Below are 19332 nucleotides of genomic sequence, written 5' to 3'. Positions count from 1 at the left end.
ACACTCTGTGAGCATAATGTGAGTAGCTGACAAGATTATGTTCTGGGGAGAGGGTAATGAAAAGCGGGAATTATCAACTGCATCAACAGATGCACCAAGCTTCGGTGTCACAGCCTGAGCAGTTTTGGGCCGATGCTGCACAGGCACTAACTTGGGATAAGCCTTGGGATAGAGTGCTCGATGAGAGCAATATGCCGCTTTATACTTGGTTTGCAGGTGGTGAGCTCAACACTTGCTACAACGCAGTGGACAGGCATGTTGAGGCGGGACGTGGGGAGCAAGTGGCGATTCAATATGTTAGCCCTGTCACTGAGACTGAGTATGGCATTACCTACAATGAACTTCAGGCTCAGGTGAGTAGACTTGCGGGTTACATGGACTCTATCGGGGTGAAAAAGGGCGATAGAGTGATCATCTATATGCCTATGGTGCCTGAAACCGCCTATGCCATGCTGGCCTGTGCGCGTATTGGCGCTATTCATTCTGTGGTGTTTGGCGGTTTCGCTGGCAATGAACTGGCCAGTCGAATCGATGATGCCAAACCTAAGCTTATCTTATCTGCCTCTTGCGGTATCGAGCCATCAGGTGTTGTAGCCTATAAGCCGCTGCTAGATGATGCTATTGCTCTGTCGAGTCACAAAGTGGAGCAGTGCATCATTCTTAATCGCAGTCAGCTTCAGGCTGAGTTGACCCCAAACCGTGATGTGGACTGGCAGAGCGCAGTGGCTGATGCGCCAGATATAGGCTGCTTGAGTGTTGCCGCAACCGATCCTCTCTATATCCTTTATACCTCAGGAACAACTGGTCAACCAAAAGGGGTGGTGCGTGATAATGGTGGCCACGGTGTCGCGCTGGCTTGGTCGATGCAGCATATTTATGGCATTAATGCAGGTGATGCTTTTTGGGCGGCGTCCGATGTTGGCTGGGTTGTTGGTCACTCCTATATTGTGTATGGGCCTTTACTTGTGGGGGCAACGACCTTGATGTTTGAGGGCAAGCCGGTTGGCACGCCAGATCCGGGGATTTTCTGGCGCACTATTGCAAAGTATCAAGTGAAGAGCTTTTTTACTGCGCCCACGGCGATACGAGCGATAAAGCGTGATGACCCCGATGGCGACTTTTTGAAGGATGTCGATCTCACTTGCCTTAAAACTCTTTTCCTAGCTGGAGAGCGCTGCGATCCTGACACTCTGCATTGGGCGGAGGAGCGACTTAACAAGCCCGTTATCGATCACTGGTGGCAAACAGAAACGGGCTGGCCCGTAGCGGCAAACTTGATGGGAACAGCCCCTGTAGAGGTAAAAGCGGGATCTCCAGCTTTGCCTGTACCTGGTTATCAGGTGGAAGTGGTCGATGAGATGGGCGATAGGGTAGCGGCTAACACCTCGGGCAACGTGGTGATTAAGCTGCCATTGCCGCCAGGAACTTTGACGACCCTATGGCGAAATGAGCAGAGGTACCTAGAGAGTTATCTTTCGATGTACCCAGGTTATTATCTCTCCGGTGATGCTGGCTATATGGATGACGACGGTTATCTCTATATCATGAGCCGGATTGATGACATCATCAATGTGGCCGGGCACCGCCTATCAACTGGGCGTTTTGAGGAGGTATTGTGTCAGCATGATGCGGTGGCAGAAGTAGCCGTGATTGGTGTGGAGGATAAACTCAAAGGTCAGGTTCCTCTAGGTTTAGTGGTGCTGAAAAAAGGGGTCACGTTAAGCGATGAAGCCCTTTATAAGGAGTTGATAAGTTTAGTGCGTGAGCATATTGGGCCGGTTGCCTCATTTAGGTTAGTGAGTGCGGTGCAAAAACTACCTAAAACCCGCTCCGGTAAGATTCTGCGGGGGACCATGCGCAAAATTGCCGATAACCAAGAGTATAAAGTCCCTGCGACGATAGAAGATCCTCAAACCTTAGAGCTGGTTCGTAACGCGTTAACCCGTATGGGTTATGCCGATGCCCTGCTAGTCAAATAACAGCTGGATTATCCGGGGCATAACAGTCAGCCCCGGAGATCTCTTATTGTTAACTTTACAGGTTAACAAGTGCTATTTTGTAAACTAATCTGGCAAATCCTAGTAATTAACTTACCAAAGTATGTATAATCCCGCACAAATAATACCTCTCGTCTATGCTCCAATGTAGGGCTCTCTATGATAAAGAGAAGGCTAATATAACCTAACTCGCTAAGAGTTAGCTTGGTTAACTCGCCAATAATAGACAGGGTATGTCATCTTCTGTTACCTGCGGAAAAGATATCAATGGAAAACCACACCAAATTATATGATGTTGGCGTCATCGGCCTAGGCGTCATGGGCAAAAACCTCGCTTTAAATATTGCCGATAATCGATACAGTGTCGCTGCTTTTGATTTAGATAGCGTAAAGGTTGAGGGCGTGCTCGCACAGGAGAAAGCCGACCGAGCAAATAGCAAACAAACCGAGCAGTCACTGCGGGTGCATGGCTGTAATAATCTTTCTGAAATGTTATCTAGCCTCGAGAAACCTCGAGTGATTGTGCTTTCTGTTCCTGCTGGAGCGCCTGTGGATGGCGTATGCAGCAGCTTAATCGAAGCTGGCATTGAGCTTGACGATATCGTTATCGACACTGGCAACAGCCTATGGACAGATACCTTAGATCGCGAAGGTCGTTATGCAGATAACTTCACCTTTTTCAGCTCTGCAGTGTCAGGCGGTGAGATGGGCGCGCGTTTCGGGCCATCTTTGATGCCAAGCGGCAATAAAAAGGCGTGGGATAGAATCAAACCTATCTGGGAAGCGATAGCGGCCAAAGTTGATGCCAAAACTGGGCTGCCGATTGAGCGTCAAGAGCCAGGTAACCCTGTCACTGAAGGTGAGCCTTGTACCACCTATATTGGCCCAGCAGGTGCTGGTCATTACGTTAAAATGGTTCATAACGGTATCGAATATGCCGATATGCAACTTATCTGCGAAGCTTACCAACTCTTGAGCGATGGTTTTGGTATGTCCGCCGATGAGATAGCAAACTTATTTGAGCGCTGGAATCAAGGTAGTCTAAACAGCTACTTAATGGAGATAAGCGCCGAGGTACTCAAGCAAGCCGATCCGCTTTCAGGCAAGCCATTAGTTGAGATGATTTTGGATAAAGCTGGTCAAAAAGGCACTGGACTTTGGACTGCGGTGAGCAGTTTACAGATAGGCTGCCCTGCCCCAACCATTGCTGAAGCGGTTTATGCCCGCGCCGTGAGCACTCAAAAATCTCAACGAGTCCAACTGAGTCAACTACTCAGCGGGCCGCAAGCGGTTAAGCCAAGTGATGAGGAGCGTGAAGCATTTATTGAGCAACTAGAAAGTGCACTCTATTGCGCCAAAGTTGCCAGCTATGCTCAAGGTTTCCAGTTGATGGCGATGAACGCTAAAGAGCGCAACTGGACACTCGAGTTCGCCGAAATTGCTAAGATTTGGCGCGCAGGTTGTATTATCCGCGCCACTTTCCTGCAATCGATCACGCAAGCTTATCAGTCTGCTGAGCGCTCAGGCGTTGAGCTTGAAAACTTGTTGATGGCAGAGACCTTCAGCCAAGCATTATCAACAAAGCAGCTTGATTGGCGCAAAGCAGTATCTACTGCGGTACTCAAAGGAATTCCTGCTCCCTGTATCAGCTCCGCTTTGGCCTACTATGACAGCTACCGCTGTGAGACTCTGCCGGCAAACTTGCTACAAGGTCAGCGTGATTATTTTGGTGCTCACACCTTTGAACGTACCGATAAGCCAGCAGGTGAGAAGTATCACCTAAACTGGAGCAGTGTAAAACGAGAGCTAGATAAAGTTTGATGTGTGTAGATTGGTATATAAACGCCGAGCATTAATGTTCGGCTTTTTTTTATACCTATTTTTCACCAAATAGGTGCTCTTCACCACTATCAAGCCAGAGGGAGTATTTGGTCATGGCTTTTGAGAAAAGTGGGCTGTCCAGATGGGTCTTTAACCAGTGTTGCAGCTTAGGGTAGGGAGCGGCTAGGTACTTGTGGCGATCGGCTCGGGCAAACTGACGCACAAAAGGAAGTAGCGCGTAGTCTGCCAAGCTGAGCGTATCGCCCATGATGAATTGATGCTGGTTTAGCTTTAGCTCCAGTTGCTTGATAAATACTTCGCATTGAGCTCTATCATATGCTTCTGAGTCTTTGTGATACCGCTTGGCACTTTTGTACTGCTCTAACAATGGCTTAAATACTTTGTCATTGTAGTCAATGAGATCGAGCATTTGAGGCAGAGCCTGGGGTGTTTGAGGGTGGAGCAGATTATAAGGGTCATCTTTGTTAAGTGCCCAGAGCATAATATCTAGGCTCTCATCAATCACTTCAGTAGTATTGCTATCTTCAACAATCAGCACAGGAACCGTTCCCTTAGGTGAGATCTCTAGCATGGCCTGAGGTTTGTTTTTCATCACTATGGCCCGCAGCAATACCGGCTGATTTGCCAGTAACAGCCCCATTCTTGCGCGTATGGCGTAGGGGCAGTGTTGAAGTGAGTAGAGTATGGGAAGCGGCATAGATGCTCTCGTAGGTTATTTGTTTTTAGTAGAGATAAAGCCTTATAAGATCGAGTATGTTAGCTTTATCTCTATTCTACTTATCGATTACCACTTTTGCTGATCACAATCCTTGTTGGTATTGGGCGTTGGTTGAGAGTGTCACCATAGTATTTAGCTGTGAAACCGCATCTTCATCACCCTTAAGTAGGTTCTCGAAATGCTCAATTAACTGGATCTTGTCTAGCTTAGCTTTAGAGCCAGAACCGATATCGGTCAGATCGATAAAGAACTCATCAAAGAGATCTGAGAAATCCTTAATGGCATCAAGGTTGAGGAACTGCTCATCATTATAGATGCTTGGGTAACCGCCTTTTTGTTTATCAACGGCAAAGGAGATCCCTTTGACGTTCGTAATCGTGGTGGCTTTTTCACATTTAAGCATACAGCCATCCTCAATGCTTGGCTTATTACAACCAACGGTTTGCTGGAAGAAGCACTGTCTGCTGGTCATCATCAATATGGGGTGATAGATGCTGTAGAGCAGTTTAAATCCGGCTGGACGTTTGATATTGCGGATCTGCATCCGGTTTATCTCGTTGGAGATAAACGCACCGGAACAGTTTAACTCCTCCTGCATCGTTAGTAGAGCATAGGAGTTAGTGGTATTGAGAAAAGGCCCTGCTATCCAGTCAATGCCCATCTCAAAGGCTTTGTAGGCGACACCTGTGTTGTTGCTGACGATACGTTTAGGCTTGACCTGCTCAAGGATCCGCACCGCTTCGATGTAATCCTTGCCGATAAGTACAGCTGGAAACCATGGGATGAATCTTGGGTTGCGTTGTAGCAGTTCGATATATTTATTACAGCCCTTTTTAAAGCTCTCAGGCAGTTTAAAGTAGATATCAGCCTTAGTAACATCACACAGGTGAGCATCTTTTTCATCACAGATAAGCAGAGACAGCTTAGGTGAAGCTTCTATTTTCTCTGCTTGAATAAGTTTAGGTGGCTCGACAGGGGCAATGACTTCAACTGAGTCATTGAGTAAAAATGCCAATCTATTTTTAAGGGCGGTTAGCTCCTTAAAGGGAATACTTAAATTCTCTGCTAGCTGATCAAAATCATAGGCTTGGATAATATAGTTTGAATCGTTAAAGCTTCTAAAGCGCTTCTCTAGCACATCGGCATAAAGTGGCTTGTCTGACTTTCGCAGCTTAGTGTCAGAGTTTAGGGTAAATTCATTAAACTCTGTGTCCTCTGTCAGCTGATTTGATTTCGCTGTCACACCGGCCTTGATGGTTAACGGCGTGCCTTCTGTCCCAGAAAAGTTCAGGGTTAATGAGATCTTGTCGATATTGAGATGTTGTATCTTCTGCTCAAGGGAGGCGCCTAACTCATTCTTGTCGGCTCTTAGCCCCCGTCTAACCTCTTGGATCTGTACCACTGATATCGCATTTTTCTGCTCGATGGCGTGGTTAACACTGTTATCGCGAGGGTTGTCTATAAACATCCCTTTGGTCAGGTTTCCTTTGAGGAAGGAGTTGGTAAAGTCGCGATTGAATACCTTATAAAGGTTTGAGTCATCATCGAGAAGCTTACCTGTTTCGACAAACTGATTTATCTGTTTACGCCAGCTATCAACAACGGTATAGACATAATGAGCGCCTTTAATGCGTCCCTCAATCTTAAGAGAATCAACTTGAGCTTCAACTAACTCTGGCAGGTCGAAATAGGCTGAGTTGTCTTTTAAATTCAGCGGGTATTTATTGCCTGCAGCTGTCTCTTCGTACTCATCGCGACAAGCCTGACTGCAGCGGCCACGGTTACCTGAATTTCCAACACTGACTGAACTGGAGTAACACTGGCCGGAGAAAGCGATACAGAGCGAGCCATGGACAAATACTTCGGTGAGCATATCGTGCTGGTGGGCAAGTGCTGTTAATGATGCTATCTCGGGTAAATTGAGTTCACGTGATAGATTAACTCGAGAGGCACCTATCTTATTTAGAAATAGGATTTGACCTTCATTATGGGTGGTTAGTTGAGTCGATGCGTGGATATCCAGTGTCGGGAAATGTTTTTTGACGAGGTTAAATAGGCCTAAGTCTTGAACGATTATGCCATCTAAGCTGGTATTAACTAACTGATTGAGCAGCTTAAAGAGTGCCGGCAGCTCCTGCTCTAATATCACCACATTAATCGTAAGAAACACTTCACAGTCAAACTGATGGGCAAGTCTGAGGATGCCGCAGAGATCATCAAATGAGAGGTTTGCAGCGCGGTTACGGGCATTAAAGGTATCTAACCCACAATAGACTGCGTTTGCACCGGCAACAATGGCGGCCTTAATTGCTTCAACATCGCCGCCGGGCGCTAACAACTCAATTTTTCTACTCATCTCAGACTAACTCACTCTTTCGTTCGGTAACATTTTTTGAGGGGGGATCTTACCTGCATCTATGATTCATTGCCATTTATTAGGCATAGGTCAAATAAAAGCCCAAAGTCTAAGAGTACACTTGCGCGTCGAATTTTTGCGCTTAGGCGCTCTATACCGATTGTATTTGTATTGAACCTTAATCGAGGAAAGAGATGAAACGTCGTATCAGTGGGTTTACCTTAATTGAGTTAGTGGTCGTGATTATCATCTTAGGGCTCTTGGCAGTTGTGGCGCTGCCAAAGTTTATCGACCTACAGGGGGATGCTAGAAGAGCGGCAATGGATGGACAGTTTGCAGCATTTGAAAACGCGGTAAAGCTATATCACAGTGGTTGGTTAGCCGAGGGAAATACTGGCGCAATAGACAAGTTGGCAAGCTTTGGTGAGGGCAATGTTGCATCTAGCCCAGCAGGTTACCCTTACTCAACATCGGGGATAAATGATGGCACAAATGGCAAAACATTCGAAGCTTGTGAAGAGTTGTGGCATGGTATTACTAACACAGATTTTACCATTGCCCATGTTACCGATGATGAGTTGATGACCGCAGATGTGGATATTGCTTACACCTATGGTACAGACAGGTGCATCTATCGCGATCTCTATTTTATTCAGCGCGGTGAGACGACTCAAGTGATGGACTATACCTTCACAACAGGTGAGGTGGTGGTTAAGCCTGCTTTCTATAATGCCGATGGTACAGTTCAGTAACCTCTAGTGGCACTTGACCTCATGGGGTTGCAAATCTAGTCTAAATAGATGAATTAGGTTTGTTTGAGGATCTCATATGGCTACGGATAACTTAGTTTCACAACATTACACCCATGGTGAGCTCCTCAGCGCAATTCAAGCTGCGTTGAGTAAGCAGGGTAATAGCATTGATAAGCTCACTTTAGCGGATATTGCTCCCGTCGATGAGTTCCACATTGGTGGTCGATTGGCCACCGAACATCTTCTGTCTCAAGTTAACTTCTCTGCAGAGCAAGATATTCTTGATGTGGGCTGTGGTTTAGGTGGCGCGGCTCGTTTTATCGCTAATCACTTTAACAACCGAGTCTGCGGGATCGATCTGACCGCCGAGTATATTGAAACCGGAAATGTACTGTCTCAATGGGTTGGGCTCGATGAACGTGTCAGCTTATATCAAGGCAGCGCTCTCTCTATGCCCTTTGAAGATAGTCAATTTCATGGTGCCACCCAATTTCATGTTGGCATGAATATTAAGGATAAACAGACCCTATTTCGTGAAATCTATCGAGTGCTTAAGCCTGGAAGTACGTTTGCTCTGTATGACATCATGAGAATGGAGAGCGGCGCTTTAGCTTATCCTGTCCCTTGGGCGACAGAGGCCAGTTACAGCCATTTAAGTACTTTAGATGAATATCAAGCTGCATTGATTCAGGCTGGATTTATTGTGGGAGATATTAATGAAAGGCGTGAATTTGGACTCGAATTTTTCAGCAAGATGAAGGAGCGTAATCAGGCCCAAGGAGGCCCACCTCCACTGGGGTTACACACTTTAATGGGGGCTCATACAGCAGTGAAGGTAGACAATATGCTCAAGAATATTCGTGGCGGATATATTGCTCCTGTTGAATTAATGGCTTATAAAAGCACAGATTAAAGAGGAAATTGTGTGTTGTAGCGAATAAATTAAGAATAATAAGAGGGTGAGATGAAAGAGATTGTCAGAATTAATCATGTGGGGTTGAGAGTAAAGAGCTTAGCCATTTCACGAGCATTTTATGAAAAACTAGGTTTTGAGTTTATTGAGGGGCCGATTGGACCTGAACCCGTTGCAGTGATGGAACACCCTTGTGGGATCAATATTAACTTTATTCTTAATGGCTCTGAAGATGAGGTGCTTAATGTGTTGATGGATGTGCCAAACAAGCATACTGGCTTCACCCATATTGCACTTGAGATAAATGATATTAAAGCCGTGCAGGAAAAACTAGCTGAACTGGAGTTCCCAGTTACCGAAGGGCCTATCACTGTTCCAAGTGGCGCCATGTTTCTCTTTATCAGAGATCCAGATGACAATGTGATTGAGTTCCACTTACCAGCTAAACTCGCTAACTAGTATTTTCTGTTTAGCGCTTTGAATTAAACCAGTCAATGAGGGTGCGATAACCCAGCACCAGTAGGTGCAGGGAGAGCAAACCGGTAAAAGCAGTGCAAAAAAACAGTAGGGCGATTGAGTTTATCTGTTTGGGAGCATCGGAGTAAAAGTACCACCACAGTGGCCAGCTGATAAGTGATAGTAAGGTTAACTGCCACATGCAGCTTTTACATCTGCCTATCTTTTGTTGAAACAGTGAGCTATTACAGTTTTTACAGGTCATAATCTCTCTGTAGATCTAAATGGAGCATCAAGTCTATGGTGCTCCAATCTCAAGCTTATCTTTTTAGCTTAAACCAATACCAAGCCAGCGTTAAACAAATACTAAGCCAATACTAAAAAGTGCGCTGAATATCATGGTCAGCTTAGCTGTTCTTCCCAGTAGCGGGTTGAGTTCAGCTCCAGAGGTCTGACTAAAGTCTGTGTTAAGTTTACGGGCGATGATAAGCGACAGTCCCGCTAGTAAAACCGGCAACCCTGGAAGGAACCCAAGAAAGAACCCCGCGATGATAAGTGCAAAAGGCAGGTAGACAAAAGCTTGATAAAGCACTCTTGCTTGGCCTAAACCGAGACGAACAGCCAATGTCTGTTTGCCTGCTTTAGTGTCTGTGACCATGTCCCGGGTATTATTGACCAACATGATGGCAGCATTAAGAGAGCCGATCGCCGCTCCTAAAATCCAAGCTTGAACGCTGGTCTCTCCCGCTTGTAGATAATAACTTCCTACCACTGCCACTAAGCCAAAGAAAACAAACGCAGCAAGCTCACCCAGTCCGTGAGAGGCTAATGGATAGGGACCACCGCTATAACATAGAGCGCCTAAGATAGCGGCAGCAGCCAGTACGGCAATAGGCCAGCCACCATGCCAAATAAGGTAGGAGCCAACCAAAAGTGCAAGTAGTAGGCATAGAGACATAGCATTACGCACTTTTGTGGGGGAGAGGAGTCCGCTTTGGGTCACACGAACTGGGCCTAATCGCTCCTCAGTATCGACGCCACTCTTAAAGTCAAAGTAGTCGTTGGCCAAGTTAACGGCTATCTGCAGCAATACAGCACATAGCATAGAGACACAGGCGATGAGGGGGCTAAATTGGGTTAACTGCAGCGCTAATATGTTGCCCACTAAGAGCGGACCAATTGCCGCTGGCAAGGTGCGAGGCCTTATGGCCAGTATCCAAGGGTTCATTTAATTAATCGATTTAATAGGTTGAGATGAGCCTAGCTGTAATTAGTTACTAGGCAATATAATACCAATCAGTATAAGAAGTTGATCTACTCAGAGTGTTTTTTGGCAACCTAATTCAAGGCGAATGGATGACATAATGGTTGTTCCCTTATGAGCTCATTCAACGCAGAAGTAGGCAGCCAAAAACACTCCTTACAGGCGAGTTTTAGCGGTGCTGATGCTGTGTTAACGAGCTTAACCGTAGAATAACTATGCTTTTCACTCGTTGCCTTGCCTCAGGACCACTAAATTCTCGCTGAGCGATCAAATCTTTATACTGATTGGTATAAGCCACACATTATACCTTTTCAATAGACCTAAGTCATGTTGGCTATATTGTTGAAATTGTGCGCGGTTTTGTTATCTCGCTCAAAGAAAATTTTATTGGCCTATGGTCTTATACCCAAACAACTTCAAGGTGCAGGATTCAGTATTTTGAGGTCGCTTGGGTATATGATGGTTAGTCGATTTGCTGGGCTGAGTCTGTTCTCAACAGAGCTCTGGGTTAGGTATTGAACTATTCAATGAGGAAAGGTATCGATGCGTTTTGATGATCAGGTTGCCGTTATTACAGGGGCTGGAACAGGTTTAGGGAGAGCTTATGCACTTGCCTTAGCCGAGAGAGGCGCTAAAGTTGCGCTCATTGATACCTCTGTTTCGATAAGTGAAAAACGAGGCAGAATCGATTCTCCCAACCTTATCTTCTGCCATAAGGCTATTGAAGAGTTAGGGGCAACGGCTTGCATGTTCCAGCTTGATGTGAGGGACAATCAAGGGGTGAAACGTGTTATTGATGAAATTGTCGAGCTGTGGGGCCATATCGATATTTTGGTCAATAATGCTGGCGTACATCGCTCCTGCACCTTTGATAGCCTAACCGTTGAGATGTGGCAGGAGCAGTTAGATGTCGATCTCAACGGTAGTTTCTACATGACCAAAGCGGTGTGGAGCCAAATGAAACACCAAGGTTACGGCAGAGTAATGATGAGCTGTGGTGCCAGCGCACTCTACGGTGACATGTATGAAACCTCATACAGTGCAAGTAAGATGGCTTTGATAGGCCTAGTTAATAGCCTGCATATGGAGGGCGCGGAACATGATATTAAGGTCAATAGCCTAACGCCCCATGCGTTGACCTCAATGACAAAGGATAGGTTAGCATCATCGGTTAAGCCCCTGTTTTCCACCTCATCGATAACTGCTGCAATGCTGTTTCTCTGTAGCCCAGGGGCTCCCTCTGGCCAACATCTATTAACTGCTGCGGGCAGTGTTAGTCATGGGCAGTTTACTGAGTTTAAGCCTATGTATCTTGATTCTGACTCCTGTAAGCCTGAGGTGTTGATCTCTGGTTGGGAGCAGCTTCATCACGCTCAGCCTGTTAATCTGCATAATAGCGGTGAAGCTCAGGTATTAGCTTGGGCAAGGCGAGGGGCGTCTGAACACCATATTAGTATTGAATAGTTATACCTTTTACTCATAGGATTTGAACCAAAACCTCACCCGTAAAATCCTAGCTTAAACCAGGTTATCTGAGTTAAGCTAGTGGGTCGATGAATTGGGGATTTAGAGGTCGAATGAGTCAAGTATTGGATGATCTGCTCGCGTTACTCTCATTGGAGCAGATAGAGGTTGGTTTATTTCGTGGTCAAAGCCAAGACTTGGGCTTTGGTCATGTTTTTGGCGGGCAAGTGATGGGCCAAGCCTTAAGTGCAGCGAAACAGACGGTGGCGCCCACACGTCAGGTCCACTCCTTTCACTCCTACTTTTTACGTGCTGGCGATGAGAAGCAGCCTATCGTCTATGATGTTGAGATCATGCGAGACGGTGGCAGTTTCAGCGCAAGACGAGTCAAGGCCATTCAAAAAGGCCGCCCTATCTTCTATATGACCTGTTCATTTCAGGAGCATGAAGAGGGGTTTGAGCATCAAGCATTGATGCCAGATGTGCCCGGTCCTGATGGGTTGCTGAACCAGCAAGAGTTGGCGATGACCTTAAGGGATAAAGTGCCGACTAAGATGTTGGACAAGTTTATGGCGGACTCGCCGATAGAGATGCGCTTAGTCGATCCACAAAATCCATTTAACCCTAAAGCTAGGGAAGCGAAACGACATATCTGGATCCGCGCTAATGGCTGTGTACCTAGTGAGCATTCGGTAAATGAGTACCTGCTGGCCTATGCATCAGATTTTAACTTCCTAGTGACGGCTGCTCAGCCCCATGGGGTTTCATTTTTAACTCCAGGAATGCGAATGGCGACCATAGATCATGCGATGTGGTTTCATCGCCCATTGGATCTTAATGATTGGTTACTCTATAGCAATGAGAGTCCTAATGCTGGTGGCGGCAGAGGGTTTGTTAAGGGGCAGTTCTTTAACCGACAAGGCCAGTTAGTTGCCTCGGCGACTCAAGAAGGCTTGATCAGAATGAAGAGTGATAACTAGGTTAGAAGTGAAGCATTGAAGTAAGTGAAAAGGATTGTGAAATGATTAAATTGATGAAAAGCGCGGTACTGATCTGTTGCCTATTTTTAACTGCGTGTGTCACGGTGCAGGAGGAGCAGCCTGTGATCGTTAACGGCGCCGCCGGTTATCTTGAGAGAATTAATCTGCCTCAAGGTAGCTCTATTACCATTGCGATTATCGACCTTGACACGCCCGGTGCCATCATGGCGCAAAAGAGCTTTGATATTGCTAGAGCGCCCGTTCCCTTTAAGTTTATTCTTCCAGCTGACACGGTCAAAGGTGATGTGAACTATGGTGTGGTGGCGATGATCCAATATCAGGGGCAGGTGATTTTTCAAACCTATGACCGCTTCCCCGTGATCAATAACGATAAGTTCACCACCGAGGTCTTGATGAAAGCGGTACCCGCAAGATAAAGTAATAAAAGGGAGCGTTAGCTCCTTTTTTGTTTTAAGGAGTTGGTGTGAGTCAAGCTAGAGAAAATGAACAAGACTTATTTAGCCATGAGTTAACGCTCCTTGATTGGATAGTGAAAGATCCCATTAGAATGCGCGCACTCACTTTAGTTAGAGACTTAAACCTGCCCCAAGGGATGATCGCTGCTGGATTTGTTAGAAACTTGGTGTGGGATAGGCTGCACGGTTATGAGCAGGGGCGAGCGCTAACCGATATTGATGTTATCTACTTCGAGCCTGATGATATCTCTGAAGAGACAGATAAAGCCTATGAGATGAAGCTTAAGGCACTTGCTCCTGAGCTGCCTTGGTCAGTTAAGAATCAAGCGAGAATGCACATCCGTAATGGTGATCCCTCTTATCGCTCCTCTCTGGATGCCATGAGTTACTGGCCTGAGCAGGAGACGGCAGTCGGCGTCTATCTGCAAGATGAGTTAATACTGGTTTCAGCCTTTGGTTTCGACTCCCTATTCTTACTTAAGTTGACCCCTAACCCCAAGCGTGATTTTGAGTTGTTTGAGGCTCGAGTAGCACAGAAGGCATGGTTAACTTACTACCCTAAATTGGAGATCTGTTGACCACAAAAGGCTTTCCTTAATGAACTCTCCTAATGAGCCACTGACTAAACTCTTCTTCATAACCTTCTTTTAATAAACCTTTATCAGCAAGCCTCTTTCAATAAGCTCCCTGTACTTCATGTTACTAAAAAGTTAACTCAGCTTTTTTGGCTATTGATGATGACGATTTGGCAAAATATTGAAAATTATGATGTCGCTCACTAAAAACAAAGTGATATCTAACATGCATCTTTTGAAAATGTGAGCTCGATCAAGTATGGGTATCTATAAATAGGTAGTGAGTGCATTTGTTGATTTGGATCAATAAATTACCGCCAGCTATCTGGCAGGATGCACGCAATTGTAAGGAATTTGATAATAATAACGACATTTCGTGTTGTATTGATGGAGTAGTATGATGAAAAAAAATATCGTTTCTGGTTTAGTTGCTGCCGCCCTACTTTCTGCTGGTTTTGCCTCTTCTGTTGCCGCTCATCAAGCGGGTGACATTATCGTTCGTGCTGGTGCGGTTGTGGTTGCACCTAATGAGTCGAGCGATGATGTTGCTGGATTTGGCGAATTTGAGGTGAGTAACAACACTCAGCTAGGTCTGAATTTTGGTTATATGCTAACTGATAACATAGGTATCGAACTGTTGGCTGCGACACCGTTTAGTCACGATGTTTCTCTAAATATTGGTGGCGTGTCAACTAAGATAGCTGAAACTAAGCAACTGCCACCAACCTTAGTTGTACAATACTATTTCGGTTCTGCTGACTCTAAGCTACGTCCCTATATTGGTGCTGGTGTTAACTTCACCAACTTCTTCGACAACGAGTTTACCAATGACCTTGACGGTGCGTTAACGGATTTAAGCCTGTCTAACTCATGGGGCCTTGCTGCTCAAGTGGGTATCGATTACCAAGTCAATAAGAACTGGCTTGTCAACGCATCGGTTTGGTATGCACAGATTGATACTGACGTGAAATTTAACTTAGGTGATGCACCGGTAACGATTCAAACTGATATCGACCCATGGGTTTACATGGTGAGTGTTGGTTACACTTTCTAAATCAAGTGTCACTGATATTACTGGTATAGATTTTACTAAAAAAGGAGCTTATCGCTCCTTTTTTACTTTGCTTTTTTCGAAACTCGAAACTCGAAACTATTTTTTCCCTTGTGCTTTGGCAGCCTTACGCTCAGCTTTAGTCCGCCAGTGGCGAGTGTTATAGACAAACTCAGGTAGTAACTTGGTGAGCCAAGCGACCAAACGCCAACGCTTAGTCACGTAAACCTTACGCTTTCCCGCTTTCATCGCCTTAATTATCTGGCTTGCGACCTCATTTGGTGGCGATAACCATAACCTGTTTTGTTGCATGGCAGCTTTATCGAGCAAGCCTAGCTGAAGATCTGTGATTGTGATGGGTAGCTTCAATCTTTGGGCATGCATGCTCAAACCTTCGAGGTAGTTAGTCGCGAATGCTTTAGAAGCATGGTAAGCGACACTCGGTCCACCACGTAAGCCAGCTATGGAGTTAATGGCGGCAAGTTGGCCATAACCTTGGGTTTTAAATAAACGAAAGCTAGTGTTGCAGATAGCGGCAAAACCCTGAACATTCACTGTGATGATATCTTGTTCCGGCAACCAGGGAAGCTCGGAGCTGTAGCTGTTAAGTCCAGTATTGACTAAAACCAGATGAGCGCCACCGACAGCCTGCCACGCATTCTCTATGGTGGAGATTATAGAGGCTGGCTCAGAGATGTTGAGTGGAAAAACCTGCACTGGACTAGGTAGGTTTTCGGTAAAGTCCTTAAGTGAGTCAGGATCTTGCGCAAGCAGGGCTAGTTCAACACCTTGTTCTGAGAGTTGTTTTATGATTTCACGACTCAGAAGTGAGCTTGCGCCCACGATAATGGCTGTGGCTTGTGTCATTAGGCTATTCGACTTGTAAAGGGTAGCTTATGATAGGGAGATATCTTAATAAGGACAAGCTGCAAGGGCTGGAAGTGTGGAGTAAGCTTAGGCTTTCGTCTTGAACGAAAAACTGAAGTAACATTTTTGTTGAATTTTAACTATGGACATATAGACATCCAGAAGTCTTGATGTATGATGGGGAGTGTAGCGTATGAAAAAGTGGCTTAAGTCGGTTTCATCTATTGCGCCAGGAGTGCGATTGATGATGTTAGGGATTATCTCTGCTGGAGTGCTATCTGGGTGTGCAACACCTAATGCCGGTGTTGAGATCCAGGGAGAGATTTGGTTTAAAGAGCGAATAGCGCTCCCCCAAGAAGCTGTGCTAACGGTGCAGATTAAAGATGTATCTCTGATGGATGCTCCTGCCGTTGTGATTGCTGAAATAGAGCGAGACAATGTCACGACACCCGCGCCATTTCAGTTTGTGATCAATCGCGACCAGTTTGAACAAGGTCATACCTATGCTGTCGGTGCTAATATCAGCCTAAATGGCAAATTGATGTTCATCAACACGCAAGCTTATCAGATAGATTTAGGGTCGAGTGAGCCCATGTCAGTACTAGTTCAGAAAGTCGGCCATTAGTGGATACTCATAGGCGCTGAACTTGTAATTGGGTTGAGGGGCTGATTCGACAGAGTTTAACGAATTTAAGAGGCGCAGTATGCCAGTTAAAATTCCCGACGATCTGCCGGCGGCAGAGATCTTAGAGTCTGAAAATATTTTTGTGATGTCTGAAACTCGGGCAGCCAATCAAGATATTCGTCCTATGAAGGTGCTTATCTTGAACTTGATGCCGAATAAGATTGAGACAGAAACTCAGTTATTGAGATTATTGGGAAACACGCCGCTTCAGGTGGATGTTGATCTGCTTAGGATCCATGACAAGGAGTCGAAGCACACCTCCATTGATCATATGAATAACTTCTATCGTGATTTTGAAGCGGTGAGGCAGAAAAATTATGATGGCTTGATCATTACTGGCGCACCTTTAGGTCAGATTGAGTTTGAAGAGGTGAGCTACTGGGATCATATTCGAGAGATCATCGATTGGTCACAGCAACATGTCACCTCTGTCTTGTTTCTGTGTTGGGCCGCTCATGCTGCGCTGTTTCACCTTTACGGTTTAAACCGTAACTTACTTGAGCAGAAACGCTCGGGGGTTTTTGTTCATCGCCGCACCACTCAGCATTTTCCTCTGCTTAGGGGGTTTGATGATGAGTTTTTAGCGCCACACTCTCGCTTTGCCGAGATGAGTCTTGAGCAGCTTAAAGCGCATCCTGAACTCCAAGTGCTCACAGAGTCCGATACCGCAGGGGCATACATGGTGCTGAGCCGTAATAACCGTAATCTGTTTGTGATGGGCCACCCTGAATATCAAAAATCAACACTAAAAGATGAGTATCACAGAGATCTGGAGCAGGGACTCAACCCTGATGTGCCACAAAACTACTTTAGAGATGATAACCCTGAGAAGGAGCCTGTAGCACGCTGGCATGGCCACGGCAGCTTATTGGTCAGTAACTGGCTCAACTATTACGTTTACCAGTTAACCCCCTATAACCTGGATGACATGAGTGGCATCACTCCCTGGGAGAATAAACGTTAAGTTGAGTGTTCAATTTAAATCATCTTTTTTCACTTTGTAAGTGATTCAGTGAGTTTATTTGTGTTTTTTATCAGCCTTCTTTGGAAGGCTGATTACAGGTTACTTAAGGATGATAAACTATCAAGAAAAGGTAACTTGCTAAGGTATCTGTTAATTAGTGGGCATTTGATAGCCGTTTTTGTATTCATAGCACCAATAGTTATTGGCCGATAATAACCATTAACTCATTAAGTATAGGCTGCGCGTAGTCGCATCCTGCTTTAACTATATGGCCAACGTTGAAGAAGCTCGAGTAGTTCCTTTCATTTAGTTTAATATCAAAAAACAATCGAGCTTATCCACTTTTAATTGTTTAAGCTCTGCTCCTTGCCCAAGGTCGAGTGCAGTGATGAGAGTTAATCCACTGCTAGCTTAACTCGGTTTAGCGTCACTTTACTTTACTTTACTTTACTTAACTTAACTTATACTAAATTTCTAGCACCGATTCAGGTGCTTTTTCATCTCGCCTATTATCCTCTTAACGCTAAGGCTGTAAATCTTGAGTGACATCTGCACACTAATACTTTGGTAGATCTTTAAGATACATACTTGCTTTACGTTCGCGTAAACGTCACAGTGCTATTATTTGAATAGAGATTAATATTTCAAGCTAAATAATCTAGTCAAGACTAAGGTTACTGGCTTGGGGTAAGACAACCAAGATGGAGTGGAAAATGAGTACTGAGCAATTGAGTCAAGAGATCGTGATTGTAGCCGCCAAGCGAACCCCTATGGGAGGCTTTCAAGGCGCATTGTCGACGGTTCCATCTCCAAAACTGGCGGCCACAGCCATTAAAGGTTTGATAACACAAACAGGTGTTTCTGTTGATGCTGTCGATGAAGTGTTGATGGGCTGTGTGCTACCAGCGGGCCTTGGTCAAGCGCCAGCTCGTCAAGCGACATTGGGAGCGGGACTGCCGCTGTCAGTTGGTGCCACGACTGTCAATAAGGTGTGTGGTTCAGGCATGAAGACTGTGATGCTAGCACACGACCTTATTAAAGCGGGCAGCGCTGGTATCGTTGTTGCTGGTGGTATGGAGAGCATGAGTCAAGCACCTTACTTGCTAGATAAAGCCCGTGGCGGTATGCGTATGGGTCATGGCAAGGTGATGGATCATATGTTCCTCGATGGCCTAGAAGATGCCTATACCGGCGGCGCAATGGGCACATTTGCTCAAAAGACGGCGGATGATTTTAAACTTACCCGTGAGCAGATGGATGCCTTTTCACTAAGCTCACTTGAGAAAGCCAATAAAGCGATTGAAACTGGCGCCTTTAACGATGAGATAACCCCTGTGACAGTAGAAAGTCGCCGTGGTGACACTATCGTTGAGATTGATGAGCAGCCAGGCAATGCCCGTCCAGATAAAATTCCAACCCTACGTCCAGCTTTCACTAAAGATGGCACCATTACTGCGGCCAACTCAAGCTCAATCTCTGACGGCGCAGCCGCTCTGATGCTGATGACGGCTCAGCAAGCAAATGTGCTTGGTTTACCAGTTCTTGCGACTATCAAGGGCCACACTACCCACGCACAGGAGCCATCCATGTTCACCACCGCGCCAGTGGGCGCGATGAATAAGCTGTTTGAGAAGGTGAACTGGAGTGTTGATGATGTGGATCTGTTTGAGATCAATGAAGCCTTTGCCATGGTGACCATGCTTGCCATCTCAGAGCTTTCAATCGATGCCGATAAAGTGAATGTCAATGGTGGTGCTTGTGCGCTGGGTCATCCGATTGGTTGCTCTGGTGCTCGTGTATTAGTCACGCTTATCCATGCACTCCATGCTCGTGGTTTAAAACGCGGCGTTGCATCACTGTGTATTGGTGGCGGCGAAGCGACAGCGATGGCGATAGAGATTTAAAGAGATCAACAAGATAACTGAGCTAAGCATAATATAACAAAAATCGTACCTTACTCAGTACCAACTAG

18 protein-coding genes are annotated in these 19332 nt (G+C 45.7%); 13 read left to right on the top strand and 5 right to left on the bottom strand.

The genetic code is table 11. The features are described 5' to 3' along the window. Positions 1 to 56 precede the first annotated feature (56 nt). Entirely contained in the window at positions 57 to 1979 is a 1923-nt protein-coding gene (locus K0625_RS01950) for a propionyl-CoA synthetase (RefSeq protein WP_220108114.1), read from the top strand. Between the two features lie 285 nt (positions 1980 to 2264). Next, positions 2265 to 3818, top strand: a complete 1554-nt coding sequence (gene gnd, locus K0625_RS01945; RefSeq protein ID WP_220108113.1) for an NADP-dependent phosphogluconate dehydrogenase — start codon at positions 2265 to 2267, stop codon at positions 3816 to 3818. A gap of 55 nt (positions 3819 to 3873) precedes the next feature. Here gnd and K0625_RS01940 read toward each other — a convergent pair whose 3' ends face one another. Together K0625_RS01940 and K0625_RS01935 are read right to left on the bottom strand one after the other, a co-directional pair. Then, positions 3874 to 4536, bottom strand: a complete 663-nt coding sequence (locus tag K0625_RS01940) for a glutathione S-transferase (RefSeq protein WP_220108112.1) — start codon at positions 4534 to 4536, stop codon at positions 3874 to 3876. A gap of 103 nt (positions 4537 to 4639) precedes the next feature. Beyond that, positions 4640 to 6913: a peptidase U32 family protein gene (locus K0625_RS01935; RefSeq protein ID WP_220108111.1), complete on the bottom strand. Its 2274-nt coding sequence runs from the start codon at positions 6911 to 6913 to the stop codon at positions 4640 to 4642. Positions 6914 to 7107: 194 nt separating this feature from the next. On the opposite strand from K0625_RS01935, the gene K0625_RS01930 reads away from it, so the two are divergent. The 3 genes from K0625_RS01930 (at position 7108) to K0625_RS01920 (ending at position 9037) form a co-directional block, all read left to right on the top strand. Continuing rightward, the gene (locus tag K0625_RS01930) at positions 7108 to 7665 is read left to right on the top strand and encodes a type II secretion system protein (RefSeq protein WP_220108110.1); all 558 of its coding nucleotides are present in this window, start codon (positions 7108 to 7110) and stop codon (positions 7663 to 7665) included. Positions 7666 to 7741: 76 nt separating this feature from the next. Beyond that, the gene (locus K0625_RS01925) at positions 7742 to 8578 is read left to right on the top strand and encodes a class I SAM-dependent methyltransferase (RefSeq protein ID WP_220108109.1); all 837 of its coding nucleotides are present in this window, start codon (positions 7742 to 7744) and stop codon (positions 8576 to 8578) included. Positions 8579 to 8629: 51 nt separating this feature from the next. After that, a complete protein-coding gene (locus tag K0625_RS01920) occupies positions 8630 to 9037 on the top strand; it encodes a VOC family protein (RefSeq protein ID WP_012325820.1) in 408 nt (135 codons plus the stop codon). 10 nt (positions 9038 to 9047) lie between these two features. Here K0625_RS01920 and K0625_RS01915 read toward each other — a convergent pair whose 3' ends face one another. Further along, positions 9048 to 9299 carry a DUF3624 domain-containing protein gene (locus tag K0625_RS01915; protein ID WP_220108108.1) on the bottom strand — a complete coding sequence of 84 codons (252 nt, stop codon included), beginning with the start codon at positions 9297 to 9299 and terminating at the stop codon, positions 9048 to 9050. A gap of 90 nt (positions 9300 to 9389) precedes the next feature. Beyond that, positions 9390 to 10262 carry a 1,4-dihydroxy-2-naphthoate polyprenyltransferase gene (locus tag K0625_RS01910; RefSeq protein WP_220108107.1) on the bottom strand — a complete coding sequence of 291 codons (873 nt, stop codon included), beginning with the start codon at positions 10260 to 10262 and terminating at the stop codon, positions 9390 to 9392. A 579-nt stretch (positions 10263 to 10841) separates the two neighbouring features. On the opposite strand from K0625_RS01910, the gene K0625_RS01905 reads away from it, so the two are divergent. The 5 genes from K0625_RS01905 (at position 10842) to ompW (ending at position 14847) form a co-directional block, all read left to right on the top strand. Then, positions 10842 to 11762: an SDR family NAD(P)-dependent oxidoreductase gene (locus tag K0625_RS01905; RefSeq protein ID WP_220108106.1), complete on the top strand. Its 921-nt coding sequence runs from the start codon at positions 10842 to 10844 to the stop codon at positions 11760 to 11762. Between the two features lie 113 nt (positions 11763 to 11875). Beyond that, entirely contained in the window at positions 11876 to 12742 is an 867-nt protein-coding gene (gene tesB / locus K0625_RS01900; protein WP_220108105.1) for an acyl-CoA thioesterase II, read from the top strand. A 41-nt stretch (positions 12743 to 12783) separates the two neighbouring features. Beyond that, complete coding sequence (locus K0625_RS01895; protein WP_220108104.1) at positions 12784 to 13179, top strand: YbaY family lipoprotein; 396 nt, start codon at positions 12784 to 12786, stop codon at positions 13177 to 13179. Positions 13180 to 13226: 47 nt separating this feature from the next. Beyond that, a complete protein-coding gene (locus K0625_RS01890; protein WP_220108103.1) occupies positions 13227 to 13796 on the top strand; it encodes a nucleotidyltransferase family protein in 570 nt (189 codons plus the stop codon). Between the two features lie 394 nt (positions 13797 to 14190). Continuing rightward, positions 14191 to 14847 carry an outer membrane protein OmpW gene (gene ompW / locus K0625_RS01885; protein ID WP_220108102.1) on the top strand — a complete coding sequence of 219 codons (657 nt, stop codon included), beginning with the start codon at positions 14191 to 14193 and terminating at the stop codon, positions 14845 to 14847. 96 nt (positions 14848 to 14943) lie between these two features. Here ompW and K0625_RS01880 read toward each other — a convergent pair whose 3' ends face one another. After that, a complete protein-coding gene (locus K0625_RS01880; protein ID WP_220108101.1) occupies positions 14944 to 15711 on the bottom strand; it encodes an SDR family NAD(P)-dependent oxidoreductase in 768 nt (255 codons plus the stop codon). Positions 15712 to 15904: 193 nt separating this feature from the next. On the opposite strand from K0625_RS01880, the gene K0625_RS01875 reads away from it, so the two are divergent. From K0625_RS01875 to K0625_RS01865, 3 genes are all read left to right on the top strand, one after another. Next, positions 15905 to 16336, top strand: coding sequence for a YbaY family lipoprotein (locus K0625_RS01875; protein ID WP_220108100.1), 432 nt, complete (start codon positions 15905 to 15907; stop codon positions 16334 to 16336). A gap of 79 nt (positions 16337 to 16415) precedes the next feature. Next, a complete protein-coding gene (metA, locus tag K0625_RS01870; protein ID WP_220108099.1) occupies positions 16416 to 17360 on the top strand; it encodes a homoserine O-acetyltransferase MetA in 945 nt (314 codons plus the stop codon). A gap of 713 nt (positions 17361 to 18073) precedes the next feature. Beyond that, positions 18074 to 19264 carry a thiolase family protein gene (locus K0625_RS01865; protein WP_220108098.1) on the top strand — a complete coding sequence of 397 codons (1191 nt, stop codon included), beginning with the start codon at positions 18074 to 18076 and terminating at the stop codon, positions 19262 to 19264. Positions 19265 to 19332: the final 68 nt, after the last annotated feature.

The organism is Shewanella nanhaiensis, assembly GCF_019457885.1.
Taxonomy (GTDB): Bacteria; Pseudomonadota; Gammaproteobacteria; order Enterobacterales; family Shewanellaceae; genus Shewanella; species Shewanella nanhaiensis.
Note: the sequence above shows the minus strand (reverse complement) of the source record. Positions and strands in the feature narration are given on the sequence as shown.